Origin of the sequence: Chitiniphilus shinanonensis DSM 23277 (genome assembly GCF_000374805.1) — a bacterium.
Lineage (GTDB): Bacteria > Pseudomonadota > Gammaproteobacteria > Burkholderiales > Chitinibacteraceae > Chitiniphilus > Chitiniphilus shinanonensis.
In genome coordinates, this window is the sequence record NZ_KB895339.1 from 87426 (window position 1) to 106731 (window position 19306).

Sequence of the window (19306 nt, forward strand, 5' to 3'; positions counted from 1 at the left end):
GCCTTTGCGTCGGCACAACCCCGGCGCGCTCGTAAACAAGGACAGAAAATGAAAGACGGCATTCATCCCGAATACAACGAAGTGATCTTCTTCGACGCCAGCGTCGACTTCAAATTCCTGACCCGCTCGACCATCAAGGCCAAGGGCAGCGAAACCATGAAGTGGACCGATGGCAAGGACTACCCGGTGGTGCGCCTGGACGTTTCCAGCGAATCCCACCCGTTCTACACCGGCAAGCAAAAGATCGTCGACACCGCCGGCCGCATCGAGAAGTTCCGCAGCAAGTACTCGATGTACACCAGCAAGAGCGAAAGCTAAGACCGGCTGGTTCATCCCGAAAAGGCAGCTTAGGCTGCCTTTTTTGTTGCCGCGACGCGCGGCAGCGGCGGCGCTTTGCGATAATCTCGGCAGCCGTAATTCCAGGAATGCCCATCCATGCTGACCTACGTGCCGCCCACCGAGCGCGAAACGCCCGTCATCCCCAACCAGAGACCATGGCTGTTGCTGCTGTTGTGCCTGGTCTGGCTGCTGCCCGGCCTGGTCGGCCATGACCCGTGGAAGCCCGCGGAGCTGGAAACCGCGGCGGTGGTGAAGCGCTTCGTCGACGAAGGCTACTGGGTGCTGCCGCGTTTCGCCGATGTGGCCTATCTCGAATTCGCGCCGCTGTACTACTGGTCGGCGGCAATCGTCGCCTGGCCGTTGTCGCGGCTGGGCATGGATATCCACGATGCCGGCCGGCTGGTCACGGGGCTGTGGATGGCGCTGTCGCTGTGGGGCATCGGTCTGGCCGGACGCGAACTGTATGGGCGCCGGCAGGGGCGGGTGGCGGTGATGGCGCTGATCGGCTGCGTCGGCCTCATCATCTGGGGCCACCAACTGGCGCCGCAGGTGCTGCTGGTGGCGGCATTTTCCTGGCATACCTACGCCCTGGCACATTCCACCCGCCGACCGCTGATCGCCGGCGCGCTGCTGGGACTGGCCTGGCTGGTGCTGCTGCTCGGCGCGACCTGGGGCGAATTCCTGCTGGCGCTGGCCTCCGCGGTGCTGTTGCTGGTGTTCCGCCCGTGGCGACGCGCGGTCTATCTCACCGCCCTGGTGACCGCGCTGGTGATCTCGCTGCCGCTGGCGGCGGTCTGGGCCTTGTGGCTGCACCAGTTCAGCCCGGCGGCGTTCCAGGCGTGGTGGCGCTTCGACGCGCTGGGGCCGTTCGGCGGGCTGGGATCGCTGCAACTGTTCCACAGCTTTGGTTTTTTCATCTCCACCGTCGCCTGGTTCGCGTGGCCGGCGCTGCCGCTGGCCGCCTGGGGCGTGTGGAGCAACCGTCGGCAGTGGTCCGGCCCGGCCATCGTGCTGCCCGCCTCGATGGCGGCGCTGATGGCTGTCTGGCTGGCTTGCGCTGGCGAGGTACGCGATTACTCGCTGCTGCCCCTGCTGATTCCGCTGTCGCTGCTGGCCACGGCCGGGATCGACGGCTTGCGGCGCGGCGCGGCCGCCGCGCTCAACTGGTTCGGCCTGATGACTTTCGGGGTGGGCACGCTGGGGTTGTGGTTGTGCTGGGTCGCGCTGCATTTCGGCGTGCCGCCGCGGCTCTACGCCTGGGTCAACGGCATGAACCCCGACCACGTGCCATCGATGGCGGTGCCCGGCCTGCTGTTCGCCGCCGTGCTCAGTGTGGTGTGGTGGCGTGTCATCACGCGCAAGCGCCCGCTGGGGCGCCTGGCGGTCACCAACTGGGCCTGCGGCGTGACCTTGCTGTGGGGCGTGCTGATCGGCTTGTGGCAGCCGTGGCTGGACGAGACCAAGAGCTATCGCGAAGCGTCGGTCTCGCTGGAGCGCAAGATGGCGGGCGAGCCGGGCAGCTGCATCGATGCCAGCACCGCGCCGGATGCGATGGTGGTGTCGCTCGATTACTTCACCGGATTGCAGCTGCGACGGGTGGGCATCGATGCCTGCCGCTGGCAATTGCGCCAGGGGCCGCCCAGGGATGGCGAGAAGGTGATCTGGGAAGGCGGGCGCCGTGGTGACCAGCGCGACGAGATGTTCTATCTGCTGGACAAGGGAGCGACCCGCCAGGTGCTGCCTTGAGCGCCTGTTCGAGATCTTTCGCTGTCGCGAAAAGATTTTGAACAGGCGCTGAGGCTCAGGGCGCCGGAGCGTGTCCGGAGTGCTCGGCGGCCTGCTGTTCTTCCTGTTGATGGGCGAGGGTATCGCGACGGATCGCCCGGCGGGCATAACAGAAGATGAACACCGCCATCGCGACCACGAAGCCGATGGTGAACAGGCTGAGTAGTCCGATATCCGACATGAACAGAGTTTGGAAGGGCGTGTTCTCCATGGCGCGGCTCCTCTTGGATTGATCCAGGAAGCATGCGTCCCTGCCCACGTGACGATGTTGATCCACGTCAACGGCATGAAAAGCGGGAGATAACCCCAGGTTGTAGTGCCCTCATCCGAGGCAGGGATGCCACCTCGTCCCGGAAATCCGCCGATTCGGGCAAGGCGGCGCGACCGCCGCGACAAGGCTGCGGCGGTGGCCTCAGCCCTGGGGGTCGGCCGGGATGTTGTCGTACACCGTGGCTTGATTGCGGCCGTGCTGCTTGGCGTAGTAGAGCGCCACGTCGGCGCGCTTGAGCAGATCGTCGATCAGTTGGTCTTCCGGGCGCAGCGCCGCGATGCCGATGCTGCCGGTGAACTGGACGACGGTGCCGTCGCCGAGGACGATGCGGTGGGCTTCGATCTGCGCCCGCACCCGTTCCGCCGCGGCCTGCGCCAGATCGGGCGAGGTCTCCGGCAACAGCGCGGTGAACTCCTCGCCGCCCATCCGTGCCACCACGTCCACGTCGCGCAATGCGCTGCTCAGCACCTTGGCGACCGCCTTGATCGCCATGTCGCCCACGTCGTGGCCATAGGTGTCGTTGATGCGCTTGAAGTGATCGATGTCGATCATCAGCAGCGCCAGCTGGCGCTTGTAGCGGCCGGCGCGCGCCAGTTCCTGGTTGGCCAGCTCCATGAAATGGGCGCGATTGGTCAGGCCGGACAGGCCGTCGGTGGTGGCGCGCCGTTTCAGTTCGCCTTCCAGCCGCTTGCGCTCGGTGATGTCCGAGATGCCGATCATCAGGGTGATCTCTTCTCCCACGGTGACGCTGGACATCGACAGGCTGGCCCAGAACGATTCGCCGTTCCAGCGGCGCATCCGCACTTCGATGTTGCGGATGCCCTGCGCCTGGCCCACCGCCTGCAACTGCTCGCGGAAATCCTCGCTGTTCAGGTAGAAATCGGCCGCGCGCAGCGACAGCGCGCCCGCTTGCGGGATATCGAAGGTGCGCGACGCCTGCTGGTTGATATAGGTGATGAAGCACTCCGGCAGCCGCGCCAGCACCAGCGCCACCGGGATGGTCTCGATCATCTGGCGGAAGCGCGATTCGCTGACATTGAGGCGGCTTTCCTTCTGTTGCAGGTTGCGCGCCAGGCGGTGCGAGCGCCAGAAAAAGTAGATCATCATCAGCGCCATCACCAGCAGCAGGCTGCCGCCGGTGAGGTAGTACAGCGTGGTGCTGCGCCAGGTCGCCAGGTAATCGAGCGACGACGCGCCGACGATGATGAAGAACGGCGAGCCGGCGATCTGGCGATAGCTCACCAGCCGCGTGGCGCCGTCGCTCTGGCGCGATACGGTGGTGCCGGCGGGTGCCGCGCCGCTCTTGAGTTCTTCGAGGATGACCGGGTCGGGCTTGAACGGCGGGTCGCGCTTGTCGGCGGTACGCCGGGTGATGACGCTGCCGTGCTCGTCGACCAGCATCACGAAGCCGTGGCGGCCCAGGCTGAGGTTTTCCAGCACCTGATTGAAGTAGCTGGCCGAAACGCTGGCGATCACCAGGCCGCCGAACACGCCGTTGGGGGTTTCGTAGCGCCGCGCCAGCAGGATGCCTTCCTGCTGGCCCTGCATCCGTGCGTACAGACGTTCGCGGTAGGGGTCGTCCCGCACCTGCTCCAGATAGGCGCGGTCGAACGACTGGGCGGGCTTGCCGACATCCAGTGCGCGATGCGACATCGTGCCGTCCGGGCCGATCAATAGGATGTTGTCCGCCTGCCGCACCAGCGTGAGTTTATCCAGCAGCAGGCTCTGGACTGCCTTGTTGCGCGCTTCGCCGAGGTCGCCGCTGGCGATTTCCTCCGGCGAGAGCCGATCCTCCAGATCGCGCAGTACCAGATCGACTTCGCGCAGGGCGCTGCGCATCTGGGCTTCCAGGATCTGCGACAGGTTGTCGCTGCGGGTCCGTGCCTGAGCCACCTCGGCCTGATAGGAGCTGCTGACCTGATAGCCCAGGATGGAAATCATTCCCAGCCCGAACAGCATGGCGAAGACCGTGATGGTGGCGGATTGGCGCGCGGACCAGAGCATGAGCGGGGCAGGGGTTTTTTATCGGCGGGCTAGTCGCGGAAATTCTGATACTGCAACGGGAAGTCGTCGACCGATTTCTTCACCAACGCGATGGTTTCCTGCAAAGTGTCGCGTTTGGCCCCGCTGATGCGCACGGCGTCGCCCTGGATCGCCGCCTGCACCTTCAGCTTGGAATCCTTGACCAGCCGCACGATGCGCTTGGCCAGTTCGCCCTCGATGCCGGTGCGCACGGTCAGCGCCTGCTTGACCTTGTTGCCGGACACCTTCTCGACCTTGCCTTCGTCCAGGCAGCGGATGTCCACCCCGCGCTTGGCCAGCTTGTTGACCAGCACGTCCTTCACCTGGTCGAGCTGGAATTCGCTGTCGGCGAAGGCGGTCAGCACCTTTTCCGTCTGCTCGACGCGGGCGTCCGAGCCCTTGAAGTCGTAGCGGTTGCCGACTTCCTTGTTGGTCTGTTCCACCGCGTTGCGGACTTCGACTTCATCGATTTCGGAAACGATATCGAACGATGGCATGGTGTACTCCTCGAATCACCGTGGCGGTGTGCCGTTCAGCTCGGGCAGCGCAGCCAGATCGGTGACGCCGAAGTCGATGCCCAGTTGCGCCAGCAGCGTGGTGAGCTGGCCCCGGTGATGGGTCTGATGGTTGAAGAAATGCAGGACCAGTGCCCAGGCCGGCTGGGTGCGCTCGATGCCGGTCATGGAGCGAAAGGTGAACGACTCGGCCAGCCAGGTTTCGGACAACCCCGCCACCCACTCCTCGATACGGTGATCCAGTGCCTGGCGCTGCGTGCACAGCGTCTGCCAGTCGTCGCTGGCGACGGTGCTGTCGGGCAGCGGTTCGCCGGCGAAGCGGGCCAGCCACACCGAATCGGCCCAGACGAGATGCGCCAGCGTGCCGTGGATGGACTTGAAGAAGGCGCCCAGGTCGGAGCGGCGCGTGGTGTCGTCGAGCGCGTCGCAAATGTCAAACAACCGCTGGTTCATCCAGCGGTTGTAACAGGCCATCACGCTTGCAGCCGAGGCGTTCATCGCGGCGACGACTCAGCCGAAATGACAGACGTAGTGCAGGGTATCCGTCACTTCGATCTCGAAGCTGGAGTTCCCCGGCACATTGAACGACTGGCCGCCGGCGTAGGGCTTGGCTTCGGCTTCGCCGGCCAGCTTGACGCGGCATTCGCCGGCCAGCAGTTCCATGATTTCCGGCGCGCCGGTGTTGAACACCAGGGTGGACGGCAGGATGACGCCGACGCTCTTGCGGGTGCCATCGGCCAGGATCACGGTGTGGCTGACGCACTTGCCGTCGAAATAGACGTTGGCCTGCTTGACGACGGAGACGTTGTCGAATTGGGACATGATGGATTCCAGTGGGAGAACGGGCTGCGTTACTTCTGCAGCACCTCGGTCAGGATGGTCTTGACGATGAAGCCGAACATGCCGAAGCCCAGCACGAAGAACAGCACCAGCGTGCCGTACTTGCCCGCCTTCGAATCCTTGGCGAGCCTGTAGATGATGAAGCCCATGTATGCGATCAGCGCGGTGCAGAAGATCGAGACCGTGAGCGTGGTGAAGGTTTCTTCGGAAATGTTCATGGAGTTGTCGGTGGGGGGAGGGCGGCGCGGCCCACGGGTCGCGCCGCCGGTTGCTTAGCGGCCCTTCTTGCCGGCGATGCGCATGCGCAGCGCGTTCAGCTTGATGAAGCCGCCGGCGTCGGCCTGGTTGTAGGCGCCGCCGTCATCGTCGAAGGTGGCGATGGTCTGATCGAACAGGGTGTCCTTGGAATCGCGTGCCACGACCGAAACGCCGCCCTTGTACAACTTGACGCGGACCCAGCCGTTCACGTGGGCCTGGGTGTGGTCGATCAGCGTCTGCAGCGCGACGCGTTCCGGGCTCCACCAGTAGCCGTTGTAGATCAGCGAGGCGTAGCGGGGCATCAGGTCGTCCTTCAGGTGCGCCACTTCGCGGTCCAGCGTGATCGATTCGATACCGCGGTGGGCCTTGAGCAGGATGGTGCCGCCCGGGGTTTCGTAGCAGCCGCGGCTCTTCATGCCGACGTAGCGGTTTTCCACCAGGTCGAGACGGCCGATGCCGTGCTTGCCACCCAGTTCGTTCAGCTTGGCCAGCAGTTCGTGGGCCTTCATGCGCTGGCCGTTGATGGCCACGAGGTCGCCGTTCTCGAATTCCAGGTCGAGGTATTCCGGCGCATCCGGGGCCTGCTCCGGCGATACCGTCCAGCGCCACATGCTTTCCTCGGCCTCGGCCTTCGGGTCTTCCAGGTGGCGGCCTTCGAAGCTGATGTGCAGCAGGTTGGCATCCATGGAATACGGCGCACCGCCGTTCTTGTGCTTCATCTCGACCGGGATGCCGTTGGCTTCGGCGTAGGCCAGCAGCTTCTCGCGGCTGAGCAGATCCCACTCGCGCCACGGGGCGATGACCTTCACGCCCGGCATCAGCGCGTAGGCGCCCAGCTCGAAGCGCACCTGGTCGTTACCCTTGCCGGTGGCGCCGTGGCTGATGGCGTCGGCGCCGGTTTCGCGGGCGATCTCGATCAGGCGCTTGGCGATCAGCGGGCGGGCGATCGAGGTGCCGAGCAGGTACTCGCCTTCGTAGATGGTGTTGGCGCGGAACATCGGGAACACGAAGTCGCGCACGAATTCCTCGCGCACGTCGTCGATGTAGATGTTCTCCGGCTTGATGCCGAACTTCAGCGCCTTCTGGCGCGCCGGCTCCAGCTCTTCGCCCTGGCCGAGGTCGGCGGTGAAGGTGACCACCTCGCAGCCGTAGTTGTCCTGCAACCACTTCAGGATCACGGAGGTATCGAGGCCGCCGGAATAGGCGAGGACGACTTTCTTAACGTCAGACATGGTATTCCTCAAATTTGAAAAGCCAGTGTGTTCCTGCGATCGGCGCGACTGGCGCTGCGCCAACCCGGTAATCGGTAGTCAGCGGCTGGTGGCGAGCCTGAGCCCGAAGCTGACGAACAGCAGTCCGGTCAGCTTGTTGGCCAGACCCGCCAGCCATCGTCGTTGCGCCAGCCGCTGCACGATGCGGCTGCCGGCGAGGATCAGCACGCTCAGGTAGCTCATGCTGGTGACCTGGACGATCAGGCCCAGCGCGGCAAACGTCACGGCCACGTGCGGATAGCCGGGATCGACGAATTGCGGGAAGAAGGCCATGCAGAACAGGATGGCCTTGACGTTGACCAGTGAGATGGCCAGCGCCTGGCGGAACGCATGCCGTGGATCGGCAGCCTGCGGGGCGGTGGCTGCCGGCCCTTTGCGCAACAGCAGGGCCTTGAGACCCAGCCAGCCGAGATAGGCCGCCCCGGCGTAGCGGACGAGGTCGAACGCCACCGGGTAGGCGTGCATCAGCGAGGCCACGCCCAGCGCGGCGGCGGTCATCAGCACCAGATCGCCGACGAACACGCCGCCCGCCGCCGCGAAGCCGGCGCGCTGGCCGTGGCGGCTGGCCGTGGTCAGCACGAACAGCGAGTTCGGCCCCGGGGTCAGGATGATGACCAGGGTGCCGATCAGGTAGGTGGCGAGATCGCTGATCCCTAGCAGGCTCACTGGCGTGTCAATCCTCGATCTTGCCCAGCAGCAGGTATTCCATCACCGCCTTCTGGGTGTGCATGCGGTTTTCGGCTTCGTCCCACACCAGCGATTGCGGGCCGTCGATCACTTCCGGATCGACCTCCTCGCCGCGGTGGGCGGGCAGGCAATGCATGAAGACCGCGTCGGCCTTGGCCTGGAGCATCACCTTCTCGTTGACGCGGTAATTGATGAAGTCCTTCTTGCGTTGCAGCGTCTCGCGCTCGTAGCCCATCGACACGCTGACGTCGGTGGTGACGATGTCGGCGTCGCGCGCGGCCTGGTACGGATCGTAGAACTGCTCGAAGTGCTCGGCGCCGTAGGCTTCGTCACCCAGCAGCGTCATCTCGTAGCCGCGCGGGCAGGCGAGGTTGAGCTTGAAATCGAAGATGCGCGCCGCTTGCAGCCACGTGCGGCTGACGTTGTTGGAGTCGCCGATCCAGGCCACGGTCTTGCCGGCGATGGGGCCGCGGTGCTCGATGTAGGTGAAGATGTCCGCCATGATCTGGCAGGGATGGTATTCGTTGGTCAGGCCGTTGATGACCGGCACCTTGGAGTTCTCGGCGAAGCGCTCGATGATGCTCTGCTCGTAGGTGCGCACCATCACCAGATCGACCATGCGGCTGATCACCTGCGCCACGTCTTCTATCGGTTCGCCGCGCCCCAGCTGGGTATCCTTGGACTGCATGAACATCGCGTGCCCGCCGAACTGCGCCATGCCCGCCTCGAACGACACCCGGGTGCGGGTCGAGGATTTTTCGAAGATCATGCCGAGCACCTTGCCCTTGAACGGCTGGTACAGCTCGCCGGCCTTGTGCAGCGCCTTGAGCTTGACGGTGCGGTCGAACAGATACTGATATTCGTCGCGGGTGAAATCGGTGAACTTCAGGTAGTGGCGCATAGGGGTGCTGGCCGGGCGCTGATCGTGCCGCTGGCTACTCTCTAGTAAAAACGACCATTATTCAGTTGGCGGGCCCCGGCTGGCAAGTGCCGGACGCTGCCTGCAAGGCCCGCGCGGATTCTTTTTCACGCGGTGCAACACGGCGGGTGATATACTCCGGCTGTCTTTGCCAGGACACGTCGCACCAGCCCGCCTCGTCATGATCTGCAATCCATACGAAATCATCATTCAGGGTCTTACCAGCAACGGTCGCGAGTTCCGCCCCAGTGATTGGGCAGAGCGACTTTCCGGCATCCTCTCCACCTTCGGCTTCGACCAGAAACTGTCCTACGCGCCTTACGTCCGCCCCATGGTGCACGACAATGTCCGCTGCGTAGCCGTGGACAAGCAGCTGGAAAAGATCGATCCGCGCGTGTTCGATTTCATCATGACCTTCGCCCGCGACAACGATCTGCGCATCGTCGATTGCCGCACGCTGCTCGATCAATACCAGCAGTCCCCCCTTTAGGGCGAGTCGACCTTCGCACCCGCGTTTGAAGGCCGATTTGCCCTGCTGCTGCCCTGCACCATCCTTTCCGCTTGCCGTCCGTCAACGTTGCGACTCTTCTGATTACTGCATCGCACAATGCCGCTTATGCTTACTGACAATACCAGTCGCCAAGGGTGACTGGATGTGTCTTTAAGTTTTTTAATCACCGGAGGATTTCCAGCATGCGTCTTAAGGATAAGGTAACCATCATTACCGGCGGTGCCAGCGGCATCGGTCTTGCCACTGCCCAGAAATTCGCTGCCGAAGGCGCGAAGGTCGTGGTCTGCGACGTGAACCAGGCTGGCGTGGACCAGGTTGTTTCCGAACTGGCGGCTTCCGGCGCCACGGCGGCCGGCTATCTGGTCGACGTCACCAACACCGCCCAGATCGCCAGCATGGTGGCTGACGTGAAGCAAAAGTTCGGCCGTATCGACGTGCTGGTCAACAACGCCGGCATCACCGCCGACGCGCAATTCGTGAAGATGACCGAAGAGCAGTTCGACCGCGTCATCGACATCAATCTCAAGGGCACCTACAACTGTGCCCGCGCCGTGATCGACACCATGGTCGAGCAGGGCAGCGGCGTGCTGCTCAATGCCTCGTCGGTGGTGGGCGTGTACGGCAACTTCGGCCAGACCAACTATGCCGCGACCAAGTTCGGCGTGATCGGCATGGTCAAGACCTGGTCCAAGGAACTGGGCAAGAAGGGCATCCGTGCCAACGCCGTGTGCCCCGGCTTTGTCGCCACCCCGATGGTCAAGGCCATGCCGGAGAAGGTGATCCAGGCCATGGAGGAACGCGTGCCGATGCGCCGGATGGCGCAGCCGGAAGAAATCGCCAATGTCTACGCTTTCCTGGCGTCGGACGAAGCCAGCTACATCAACGGCGCGGCGATCGAAGTGACTGGCGGCGTGACGCTGTAAGCCAGCTTCCCGCCCCAACGAAAAACCCCGGATCGAAGCCGGGGTTTTTTGTCGCTGTTCGTCGGCGCAGGGCCGGGTCGGGGGTATCGGGTTGCGCCTCGCTCAGCCGGCGCGGGCGCGGCCTTCCCACTGGATCTTCCATGCGCCGTTCTCTTCCTGCCAGTACAGGCGCTTGCGCATCCTGTTGTCCAGCGCGTCGCTGCGGTAGTCCTGGTCGAAGGTCGCCACCCAGGTGGCGTTTTCGCCGCTGGTGGCGAAGATGCTGACCTTGTCCAACGTGATTTTGGTCCAGGAGCGGCCTGCATTGACGGCGGCCTTCTGCTTCTGCCAGCCGGCCAGGTTCTGGCCGTCCTGATCGGTGAAGCGGTTGCCGTAGAACGACAGGTAGCGCTGGGTATCGAGCGATTCCCATGCGCCGCGCCACGCTTCCAGCCGGGCCAGCGCCTGGGCGCGCCGCGCGTCCCAGCTGGCCCGGTCCAGCCATTCGATGCGGGTGACATTCACCACCGGGGTGCTGCCGGGCGCCAACTGGCGCGCCAGCGCCGTCATGTCCTCGTTGGTCAGCGCCACGCAGCCGTTGGAGGCCTGCGGCGCCCGCGAATAGGTGTCGTAAGGCACGCCGTGCAGCCAGATGCCATGGCCGGTGCGGCCCTCGCGGCGATCCAGCTCGTTGGGATACGACAGCGGCCAGGCGCCGACACCGTACAGCGACGCCGCTTCGCCGTAGATCTTGTCCAGCTGCGGGCGCGTCATGTGGCTGGTCACGAAATACACGCCCAGCGGCGTGCGCTGGTCGCCTTCGCGGGTCTTGTCGGTGCCGAGCTTGCCGATGGTGACGTAATAGTCGGTGACGTAGGTAGGTACGCCGTCCACGTTCTTGAACAGGTAGGCACGCGCCGCGCTGCTGTCGACCACCACCGCGTGTTCCTGGCCGGGCGACAGCACCAGCAACTGCGCCGGCAGCATGCGCTCGGCCGGCGGCGGCGCCAGGTGATGCAGCAACCGCACCTGCGCTTCGCGCTTCAGGTCGTCCAGCCGGTCGCGCGGCGCGTCGACGGCGGCGCCGCCCAGGCTGGCCAGCGGCGCGGCGCGCATCGCGTACAGGTCGGCGGAGACCAGATGCGCCAGGTTGTAGTTGGGTTCCTTGACCAGCAACGCGTCGATGGTGGCGCGCGCATCGGCCATACGGCCCTGGCGCACCGCGTCGATGGCGGCGACGATCATTTCCTCCGGCGAGCCGGCGAACACCTTGCCCGGCTGCTCGAACACCGGCACATGCGTTTGCGGCCAGGGCGGCGTCAGCCGCGGCTGCGCCGCCGGGGTGAAGAACAGCAGCAGGACCAGGCAGAGCCCGAACTTGGCCCAGGGCATCACACGCTTTCTCAATTAGGTTCTTTCCTCGCGAATCAGCCAGCGGCCACCGGATTTCTCCAGCACCAGCGTCTTGCCGGTGGTGCTGCTCAGGCGGTCGGACTTATAGCTCTGGCGGAACTTGACCACGGCCACGTCGTCGCCCTGGAAATCGACCTGCACACCGCTGATCTTCACCTCGATGTACTTGGGCCCGACCACGCGGGGGCGGCGCTGCTCGGCCCAGTCGGCGAAGCGCTGGCCGCCCGGGGCGTCGAACTTGCGCGAATAGGCGGCGAGGTAGGCGTCGAAGTCGCGGCGCGACCATGCCTTGGCCCAGGCTTCGACCGCCTCGACCACCCGCTCGCGTTCGCGCTGCCGCGTATCGGCCGGCACCGGGGTCGGCGTCGGAGTGGGCTGCGGGGTCGGCGTCGGGGTCACCACCGGCTTGGGCGTCGGCGTGGGTTTCGGCGTCGGCATCGGCTTCGGCGTGGGCAGCGGGGTCGGCTGCACCGTCGGGGCCGGCGCCTTGGTCGGCGCGGCGGCGCGGGTCGGGGTGGGGCGCGGCGCGGGCGTGGCGGCCTGGGCCACCTGCTGGCGCGGCAGCGGCTGGGCCAGCGCGCCGCCGCTGAACAGTTCGCGCACCAGCGTCAGCTTGGTCTGCACCTGGCGGTTCTGGCCTTCCAGTTGCAGCGCCTTGTCATAAGCCTGCGACGCGAGGCGGGCATACAGGTCGCCCAGGTTCTCGTGGGCGATGGCGTAGCTGGGGTTGGTCTGGATCGCCAATTGCAGCGCGGCGCGCGATTTGTCGAGCTGATTCTGTTGCGCGTACAACACAGCGAGGTTGTTGTAGGGCTCGGGCAGCTGCGGGTAGTCCTCGGACAGGCTGGTGAAGGCCTTGATCGCCTCGTTGGTGCGGCCCAGTTCGGTCAGCGCCAGCCCGCGCAGGAAGCGCACCTGCGCGTCCTTGGGGGTGCGGGTCAGATAGCGGTCGGCGCGCTCCAGCGCGGCATTGAATTCTCGGGCCTGTACCAGGTGGCGGATGTCGTCGACCTCGCCGGCGCCGGCGGCGCCACAGGCAAGCAGGAGGACCAGAGGGAGCAGCGCTCTGCGAAAAATCATGGGTGGGCGGTTCCGTGTCTGGAAAGGATGCTGCGGTGCGACAACGCGGCTGGTGGCCCCGCTGTGCGCCCGTCATGCGTAAACTCGCGAATTCTAGCAAAACCGCGTTGAAACCGTGCCATGAACCTGCCCCCAGGATTGATTTCCCCGCTGTTGTTGGTGGCCTCGAACATTTTTATGACGTTTGCGTGGTATGGCCACCTGAAAAACATGAGCGGCAAGGCCTGGTGGATGGCCGCGCTGGTGTCCTGGGGCATCGCTCTGTTCGAGTATCTGTTGCAGGTGCCGGCCAACCGCATCGGCTACAGCGTGTATTCGCTGGCACAGCTCAAGATCATGCAGGAAGTGATCACGCTGTCGGTGTTCCTGCCGTTCGCCATGTTCTACATGCACCAGCCGTTCAAGCTCGACTACCTGTGGGCGGGGTTGTGCCTGGTCGGGGCGGTGTACTTCATGTTCCGCGGCTGACCGTCCTACGCGCGGCCGCGCCGTCGTCCTATGGCTGACGGCGCACGACTTGGCGACACTGGAACCACCCAGTTCCCGGAGTGTTGCCATGTCGCGACAACCGCAACCCCCGCGCCATCCCGCCGAGGCGCAGCGCGACCTCACCGAGACCGAACGCGCCGAACTCGCCAGCCGCGAGGCGCCGCTGGCCGAGCCGCCCCGGCAGGCCCCTTTCGAGCACGACACCGGCCGGCTGGCCGGCCCGCCCGCGCGCTGAGATCGTCATGGCGGAACAGAAGTGGCCCGACCGGCTGTGGCTGGTGCGCCACGGTCAGAGCGCCGGCAACGTGGCGCGCGACGCCGCCGAGGCGGCGAGCCTGCCCACCATCGACATCGCCGAGCGCGACATGGACGTGCCGTTGTCCGATCTCGGGCGGCGGCAGGCGTTGGCGCTGGGTGCCTGGTTCGGCCAGTTGCCGCCGGCCGAGCGGCCCAGCGTGGTGCTCGCCTCGCCGTACCTGCGGGCGATGCAGAGCGCGCAATTGCTGCTGGAAGGCGCCGGCATGGCCGAAAACGAACTGACGCTGCGGCACGACGAGCGCCTGCGCGAAAAGGAATTCGGCCTGACCGACCGCCTGACCAAGGCCGGCATCGCCTTGCGCTATCCCGAACTGGCAGCGCAACGCGCACACGTCGGCAAGTTCTACTTCCGCCCGCCGGGCGGCGAAAGCTGGTGCGACGTGATCCTGCGCCTGCGCAGCGTGCTGGAGATGGTGGTGCGCGAATACCGTCGCGAGCGGGTGCTGGTGGTCGGCCACCAGGTGATCGTCAACTGCTTCCGCTACCTGCTGGAACGCCTGGACGAACGGCAGATCCTCGACATCGACCGCCTGGCCGACGTGCCCAACTGCTCGGTCACCAGCTACCGCTTCGACCCGGCGCAGGGACGGCAGGGCAAACTGGTGCTCGACCAGGTGAATTTCGTCGCGCCGCTGGCCGAGGCGCATGCACCCATCACCAGCGAGCCGGACGCGCCGGTCGCCGCCAAGCCATGAACGCGCGACTCAATCCCCTGGACGATGCCGCGCTGCTGCGCTGGCCGTTGCCGATGCCCGAGCCCGATGGCGACAAGGAGTCGCGCGGCCACGTGCTGGTGGTGGGCGGTTCGCCCGAGATGCCGGGCGCGGTGTTGCTGGCGGCGACCGCTGCGCTGCGCGCCGGCGCCGGCAAGTTGTCGGTGGCCACCGGGCGCAGTGTGGCGCCGCTGGTGGCGGCCACCTTGCCCGAATCCCGCGTGCTGGCGCTGCCCGAGACCACCGCCGGCGGCCTGGCATTGGAAGGCGCCGCCCTGCTGGCGCCGTTGGCGCCCAAGCTCGACGCGATACTGATCGGCCCCGGCATGCAGGACGAAGCCGCCGCCGCGGCCTTCGTGCGCGCCGCCTTGCCCGGTCTGCCGGGCCTGCCGCTGGTGCTCGACGCCTGCGCCATGGCGGCGGTGCGCGACGAGATGCCGCCGCGCCCGGTATTGCTGACCCCGCACGCCGGCGAGATGGCGCACCTCACCGGCGTCGCCAAGCCCACCTTGCAGGCCGATCCGCTGTCGGCGGCACGGGTGGCGGCGGCCTGCTGGCAGGCGGTGGTGGCGCTCAAGGGTGCGGTGACCCATATCGCCTGCCCGGACGGCACGGCGTGGCGTCACGAAGGCGGCAACGTCGGGCTTGGCGTATCCGGCTCGGGCGATGTGCTGGCGGGCGTGATCGCGGGGCTGTTGGCCCGTGGCGCGGCGCTGGAGCAGGCGGCCGCGTGGGGCGTGGCGCTGCATGCGCGCGCCGGCGAGGCGCTGGCGAGGCGCTGGCGGCCAGGCTGGGGCCGCTCGGCTATCTGGCACGGGAAATCGCCGACGAGATCCCACGCCGCATGGCGATGTTCCAGCGTTAGGGCGATTCGCCCTGGCGCGATTCAGCGTTCCTCGGCGGTTTCGTGCCCGGTGCGCCGGGCCACCTGTTCCATCACGTCGTCCAGCTTATCGTGGGTGGCGGCGGCGATCTGTTCGTAGTGCTGCTTCAGGTCGGCCAGTTCGCGATCGTCCATCTCCTCGGCCCGGATCAGCTGGTTGCGCGCGCCATGCACCGCGCGGATCAGCTCGTCCAGCTTCAGCTGCAACGCCTGGGTGTCGCGGTTCTGCGAGTGCTGGATCAGGAACACCATCAGGAAGGTGACGATGGTGGTGCCGGTGTTGATGATCAGCTGCCAGGTATCGGAAAAGTGGAACACCGGCCCGCTCAGCAGCCACGTCCCCACCAGCAGCAGCGCCAGCAGGAACATGCCGGGGCTGCCGGCGGCGCAGGCGGCGCGCTGGGCGAAGCGGCTGAACAGGTGGGAAGTCGGGCGCATGGCGGGTTCCTTGTCGTGGTGGATCGGCCGTGGTGGATCAGCCGCGCCGGGCGGCGGCGTCGGCCAGGGTGCGGCGCATCGCGTCGGTCAGGCGGCGGCGCGCGTCGTGGTAATCGGCCCAGGGATCGGCGGTGTCGCGCAGCCGCGCGTCCAGGTTGCGCACGGTGAAGTCCGCCGACTGGATGCCTTGCTCCAGTTCCTCCCAGAACAGCGGGACGGCGACCGGTGCGCCGGGGCGGGCGCGGGTGGAGAACGCGGCCACCGCGGTCGCGCCCAGCGCGTTGCGCAGGTAATCGATGAAGATCCTGCCGCCGCGCCGGTTCTTGGCGAGCTTGGTGGTGAAGCGCTGGGGGATCTCGGCCGCCAGGTGCTCGGCCACGCCGCGGGCGAATGCCTTGGCTTCGTCCCAGCCGGGGCCGCGGATCAGCGGCACTTCCACGTGCAAGCCCTTGCCGCCGGTTGTCTTGAGAAAACAGCGCAGGCCGAGATACTCCAGCAGCGCGCGGGTGAGTTGCGCGGCTTCCTTCACCTGCGCCCACGCCACGTCCGGCGCGGGGTCGAGGTCGAAGATCAGCCGGTCCGGCCGCTCGGGCGCATCGCCGCGTGCGCCCCAGGTGTGGAATTCCATCACCCCGTACTGCACCAGCCCGATCAGCGCCGGCAGATCGTCGACCATCATGTAGGTGGCCGTGTCGCCGTCGCCGGTGGGCACGCTCACCGCCTGAACGCTGTCGGGCAGGGCGTCGCCCAGGTGTTTCTGGAAGAAGCAGCCATGCGCCGAGCCCTGCGGGCAGCGCACCAGCGACAACGGGCGGTTGCGCAGGTGCGGCAACAGGTGTCCCGCCACCCGCTCGTAGTAACGCGCGAGGTCGAGCTTGGTCAGTTCGCCTTCGGCGTAGACCACCCGCGACGGATGGGTGATGGTCACCCCGGCGACCACTGCGTCCGCCTGCCGCGGCCCCTTGCTGCGTTGTTCCACCAGCTGCTGGCGCGCCGGCGCCTCGGGGGCCGGCGTGGCCTGGGGGCGCTCGCGGGTGATCGCGGCGGGCGGTTTGTCCTCGCGCAGGCCGATGAACGATGCCTGGCGCAGCAGCCCCTGTTCGGTCCAGTCGGCAAAGCGCACCTCGGCCACCAGCGTGGGTTTCACCCAGTGCGCGCCCGCCGCTTCGCGGCCGCGCGGCGGTGCGTCGAACGCGGGCTTCTTCTGCTCCAGCGCTTTCAGCCGCGCGGTCAGGCTGGCGAGCGTGGCCTCGTTGAAGCCGGTGCCGACCCGCCCGGCATAGCGCAAGGCGCCGTCGGCATCGTGCACGCCCAGCAGCAGCGCGCCGAAGCCCTGGCGACTGCCGCTCGGGTCGGTATAGCCGCCGATCACGAATTCCTGGCGCTGGCTGCACTTCACCTTGAGCCAGTTGCGGGTGCGCGCCGGGCGATAGGGCGCGTCGGCACGCTTGAGCACCACGCCTTCCAGTCCGTGCAGGCAGGCATGGTGGAACACGTCGTCGAGCTGGCCGTCGAGGTGGTCGCTGTAGCGCAGCGGGCTGGCGTCGCCCACGTCGCGCAGCAGCCGTTGCAGCCGGCGCTTGCGCTCCCGCTGCGGCTGCTCGCGCTGGTCCTTGCCGTTCAGGTAGAGCAGGTCGAACAGGTAATAGACCAGGCGCGCGGGCGGGCCCTGGTCGGCGAAGGCGTTCTGCAATGCCTGGAAGCTGATGCGGCCCTGGCGGTCGATGGCGACCACTTCGCCGTCGAGCCAGCCATCGCGGGCGCCGAGCGCGGCCACGGCGCGGGCGATGCCGGGCATGCGACGGGTCCAGTCGTTGCCGTTGCGGCTGAACAGGGCGACCTGGCCGTCGCCGTCGATGCGCGCCAGGATGCGGTAGCCGTCGTATTTCACTTCGGCCAGCCAGCCGTCGCCGCCGGGCACCTGGGCCACCAGGCTGGCCAGTTGCGGCTCGACCAGCACCGGCAACTCGGCGGCGCGGCTGCGTGGCGCGCGGCGGGGCCGCGGCTCGGATGCCTCGCTGGGCGGCGGCGCGAGCGCCTTGACGCTGTCCGGCCGCTGCTCGGTGATCTCGGCGTCGGGGCCGTGGCGCGCGGTGTCGTCGTCGGCCTTGATCAGCAGCCAGTTGTCCTGCTTGTCGTCGCGTGAGGCCATCCGTACCAGTGCCCATTCGCCGGACAGCTTTTCGCCGTGCAGGGTGAAGCGCAGATGCCCCTTGCGGTAGCCGGCCTCGGCGTCGCCATGCGGGGTCCAGGTGCCGCGATCCCACAGCAGCACGCTGCCGGCGCCGTACTGCCGGGCGGGGATGGTGCCCTCGAAGTCGCCGTAGTCCAGTGGGTGATCCTCGACATGGACGGCCAGCCGCTTGTCGTGCGGGTCCAGGCTGGGGCCCTTGGGCACGGCCCAGCTCTTGAGGGTGCCGCCCAGCTCCAGGCGGAAGTCGTAGTGCAGGCGCCGCGCCGCGTGCTTCTGGATGAAGAACGCCAGCGTGTCGCCGGATTCGGCCACGCTGCCGCGTGGCTCGGGGGTCTGGGTGAAATCGCGTTTGCGGTGGTAGCGCTCCAGGCTCATCGCGGCGCTCCCGGTCAGGCGCGCTTGCGGGCGCGGGCGGTGGAGGTCTTGGCCGGCGCCTTGCGCGCGGCGGACTTGGCGGGCTTGGCACTGTCGAGGCTGCGCTTGAGCAGCGCCATCAGATCGACCACGTTGTCGCCTGCTGGCGCGGCCTCATTGTCCTCGACCGGTGCGGCGATGGCGTGCACCTGCTTGCTGCGCACCTTGCGCTCGATCAGCGCCAGCACGTCGTCGCGATAACGGTCGCGATACTGGGCGGGCTGCCTCGCCTCGCTCATGCTCTCCACCAGCGATAGCGCCATCTTCACTTCGCGCTCGGCGACACCGGCCGCCTCGAGGTCGCCCTCGGGCAACGGTAGTTGGGCGCTGTCGCGCAATTCGTGGGCATAGCGCAGGGTGTCGAGCAGCAGCACGTCGCCCACCGGCATCAGCGCGGCCAGGTGCTGGCGGGTGCGGATCACCACCTGGCCGATGCCCACCTTGCCGGCGCGGCGCAACGTTTCGCGCAGCAGCGCGTAGACCTTGGCGCCGCCGCGGGTGGGGGCGAGGTAGTACGGCTGGTCGAAGTAGAGCGGTTCGATCTCGTCGGCGTCGACGAAGGCGATCAGGTCGACGGTCTGGGTGGCCTTGACGTTGGCCGACTTCAGCTCGTCGTCGCCCAGTACCACGTACTGGTCTTCCTCGTACTGGTAGCCCTTAACGATGTCGTCGCGCGGCACTTCCTCGCCGCTGTGCTTGTTGACGCGGCGATAGCCCACCGGCGCGAAGTCGCGCCGGTCCAGCAGCGTGAGGTCCAGCTCGTCGCGCTGTTCGGCGGGGAACAGCTCCACCGGGATATGGATCAGGCCGAAGCTGATCGCGCCCTTCCACAATGCGCGTGCCATGCAACGCTCCGTCGATGTCGTCGATGCAGGCTGTAGCAGCTTCCATGCCACGGCCGGCGGCGTGGCGATGCCCAAGGGGCGCGGGCTGCGGCGGCGCGTGGGGCGATCCGGGCACGCCGCGCGGGGCAGTAGCTTTTACACCGCCTAGCGCAAACGCTGCCACGCGCGCTACCGGGTTTCGGCAATATCCGGTTGGGGG

General features: G+C 66.8%; 21 protein-coding genes and 1 pseudogene. 8 read left to right on the top strand and 14 right to left on the bottom strand.

The features are described from left to right. The first annotated feature begins 48 nt into the window (after positions 1-48). Together C556_RS0107545 and C556_RS0107550 are read left to right on the top strand one after the other, a co-directional pair. A complete protein-coding gene (locus tag C556_RS0107545) occupies positions 49-318 on the top strand; it encodes a type B 50S ribosomal protein L31 (RefSeq protein ID WP_018747634.1) in 270 nt (89 codons plus the stop codon). 117 nt (positions 319-435) lie between these two features. Beyond that, positions 436-2085 (top strand): ArnT family glycosyltransferase, encoded by a 1650-nt coding sequence (locus tag C556_RS0107550; protein WP_018747635.1) that lies wholly within the window; start codon positions 436-438, stop codon positions 2083-2085. A 55-nt stretch (positions 2086-2140) separates the two neighbouring features. On the opposite strand, the gene C556_RS0107555 is transcribed toward C556_RS0107550, so the two are convergent. From C556_RS0107555 to argF, 9 genes are all read right to left on the bottom strand, one after another. Next, a complete protein-coding gene (locus C556_RS0107555) occupies positions 2141-2335 on the bottom strand; it encodes a DUF3149 domain-containing protein (RefSeq protein ID WP_018747636.1) in 195 nt (64 codons plus the stop codon). 201 nt (positions 2336-2536) lie between these two features. Then, on the bottom strand, positions 2537-4399 hold the full coding sequence (locus tag C556_RS0107560; RefSeq protein ID WP_018747637.1) for a diguanylate cyclase: 1863 nt from the start codon (positions 4397-4399) through the stop codon (positions 2537-2539). A gap of 29 nt (positions 4400-4428) precedes the next feature. After that, complete coding sequence (locus C556_RS0107565; protein WP_018747638.1) at positions 4429-4914, bottom strand: YajQ family cyclic di-GMP-binding protein; 486 nt, start codon at positions 4912-4914, stop codon at positions 4429-4431. 15 nt (positions 4915-4929) lie between these two features. Beyond that, a complete protein-coding gene (locus tag C556_RS0107570) occupies positions 4930-5430 on the bottom strand; it encodes a DinB family protein (RefSeq protein WP_040430721.1) in 501 nt (166 codons plus the stop codon). Positions 5431-5442: 12 nt separating this feature from the next. Continuing rightward, complete coding sequence (ppnP, locus tag C556_RS0107575) at positions 5443-5754, bottom strand: pyrimidine/purine nucleoside phosphorylase (protein WP_018747640.1); 312 nt, start codon at positions 5752-5754, stop codon at positions 5443-5445. 29 nt (positions 5755-5783) lie between these two features. Beyond that, entirely contained in the window at positions 5784-5990 is a 207-nt protein-coding gene (locus tag C556_RS0107580) for a DUF2788 domain-containing protein (RefSeq protein WP_018747641.1), read from the bottom strand. Between the two features lie 54 nt (positions 5991-6044). After that, the gene (locus C556_RS0107585; protein ID WP_026262897.1) at positions 6045-7262 is read right to left on the bottom strand and encodes an argininosuccinate synthase; all 1218 of its coding nucleotides are present in this window, start codon (positions 7260-7262) and stop codon (positions 6045-6047) included. Between the two features lie 78 nt (positions 7263-7340). Beyond that, complete coding sequence (gene leuE / locus C556_RS0107590; protein WP_018747643.1) at positions 7341-7967, bottom strand: leucine efflux protein LeuE; 627 nt, start codon at positions 7965-7967, stop codon at positions 7341-7343. 7 nt (positions 7968-7974) lie between these two features. Continuing rightward, positions 7975-8889, bottom strand: a complete 915-nt coding sequence (gene argF / locus C556_RS0107595) for an ornithine carbamoyltransferase (RefSeq protein WP_018747644.1) — start codon at positions 8887-8889, stop codon at positions 7975-7977. Positions 8890-9088: 199 nt separating this feature from the next. Between argF and C556_RS0107600 the strand changes: the two are divergent. Further along, positions 9089-9385: pseudogene (locus C556_RS0107600) on the top strand (DUF3579 domain-containing protein); the annotation flags it as partial. Between the two features lie 215 nt (positions 9386-9600). Continuing rightward, positions 9601-10341, top strand: a complete 741-nt coding sequence (gene fabG / locus C556_RS0107605) for a 3-oxoacyl-ACP reductase FabG (RefSeq protein ID WP_018747646.1) — start codon at positions 9601-9603, stop codon at positions 10339-10341. Positions 10342-10443: 102 nt separating this feature from the next. Here fabG and C556_RS0107610 read toward each other — a convergent pair whose 3' ends face one another. Beyond that, positions 10444-11712: a L,D-transpeptidase family protein gene (locus C556_RS0107610; RefSeq protein ID WP_051083219.1), complete on the bottom strand. Its 1269-nt coding sequence runs from the start codon at positions 11710-11712 to the stop codon at positions 10444-10446. A 15-nt stretch (positions 11713-11727) separates the two neighbouring features. Then, positions 11728-12813, bottom strand: coding sequence for a nuclear transport factor 2 family protein (locus C556_RS0107615; protein ID WP_018747647.1), 1086 nt, complete (start codon positions 12811-12813; stop codon positions 11728-11730). 120 nt (positions 12814-12933) lie between these two features. Between C556_RS0107615 and C556_RS0107620 the strand changes: the two genes are divergently transcribed. The 4 genes from C556_RS0107620 (at position 12934) to C556_RS19745 (ending at position 15316) form a co-directional block, all read left to right on the top strand. Then, positions 12934-13281, top strand: a complete 348-nt coding sequence (locus C556_RS0107620; RefSeq protein ID WP_026262900.1) for a DMT family protein — start codon at positions 12934-12936, stop codon at positions 13279-13281. Positions 13282-13369: 88 nt separating this feature from the next. Further along, positions 13370-13537, top strand: coding sequence for a hypothetical protein (locus C556_RS22885; protein WP_018747649.1), 168 nt, complete (start codon positions 13370-13372; stop codon positions 13535-13537). Between the two features lie 7 nt (positions 13538-13544). After that, positions 13545-14315 carry a histidine phosphatase family protein gene (locus tag C556_RS0107630; RefSeq protein ID WP_018747650.1) on the top strand — a complete coding sequence of 257 codons (771 nt, stop codon included), beginning with the start codon at positions 13545-13547 and terminating at the stop codon, positions 14313-14315. After that, positions 14312-15316, top strand: a complete 1005-nt coding sequence (locus tag C556_RS19745) for an NAD(P)H-hydrate dehydratase (protein ID WP_211214695.1) — start codon at positions 14312-14314, stop codon at positions 15314-15316. Before C556_RS0107630 ends, C556_RS19745 begins: the two co-directional genes overlap by 4 nt. Here the strand turns inward: C556_RS19745 and C556_RS0107640 are convergent. The 3 genes from C556_RS0107640 to ku are packed head-to-tail and all read right to left on the bottom strand — an operon-like array spanning position 15220 to position 19107. Then, a complete protein-coding gene (locus C556_RS0107640; protein WP_018747651.1) occupies positions 15220-15654 on the bottom strand; it encodes a low affinity iron permease family protein in 435 nt (144 codons plus the stop codon). The genes C556_RS19745 and C556_RS0107640 overlap by 97 nt on opposite strands. Positions 15655-15691: 37 nt before the next feature. Continuing rightward, positions 15692-18223: a DNA ligase D gene (gene ligD, locus C556_RS0107645; protein ID WP_018747652.1), complete on the bottom strand. Its 2532-nt coding sequence runs from the start codon at positions 18221-18223 to the stop codon at positions 15692-15694. A gap of 14 nt (positions 18224-18237) precedes the next feature. After that, positions 18238-19107: a non-homologous end joining protein Ku gene (gene ku / locus C556_RS0107650; protein ID WP_018747653.1), complete on the bottom strand. Its 870-nt coding sequence runs from the start codon at positions 19105-19107 to the stop codon at positions 18238-18240. Positions 19108-19306 lie beyond the last annotated feature (199 nt).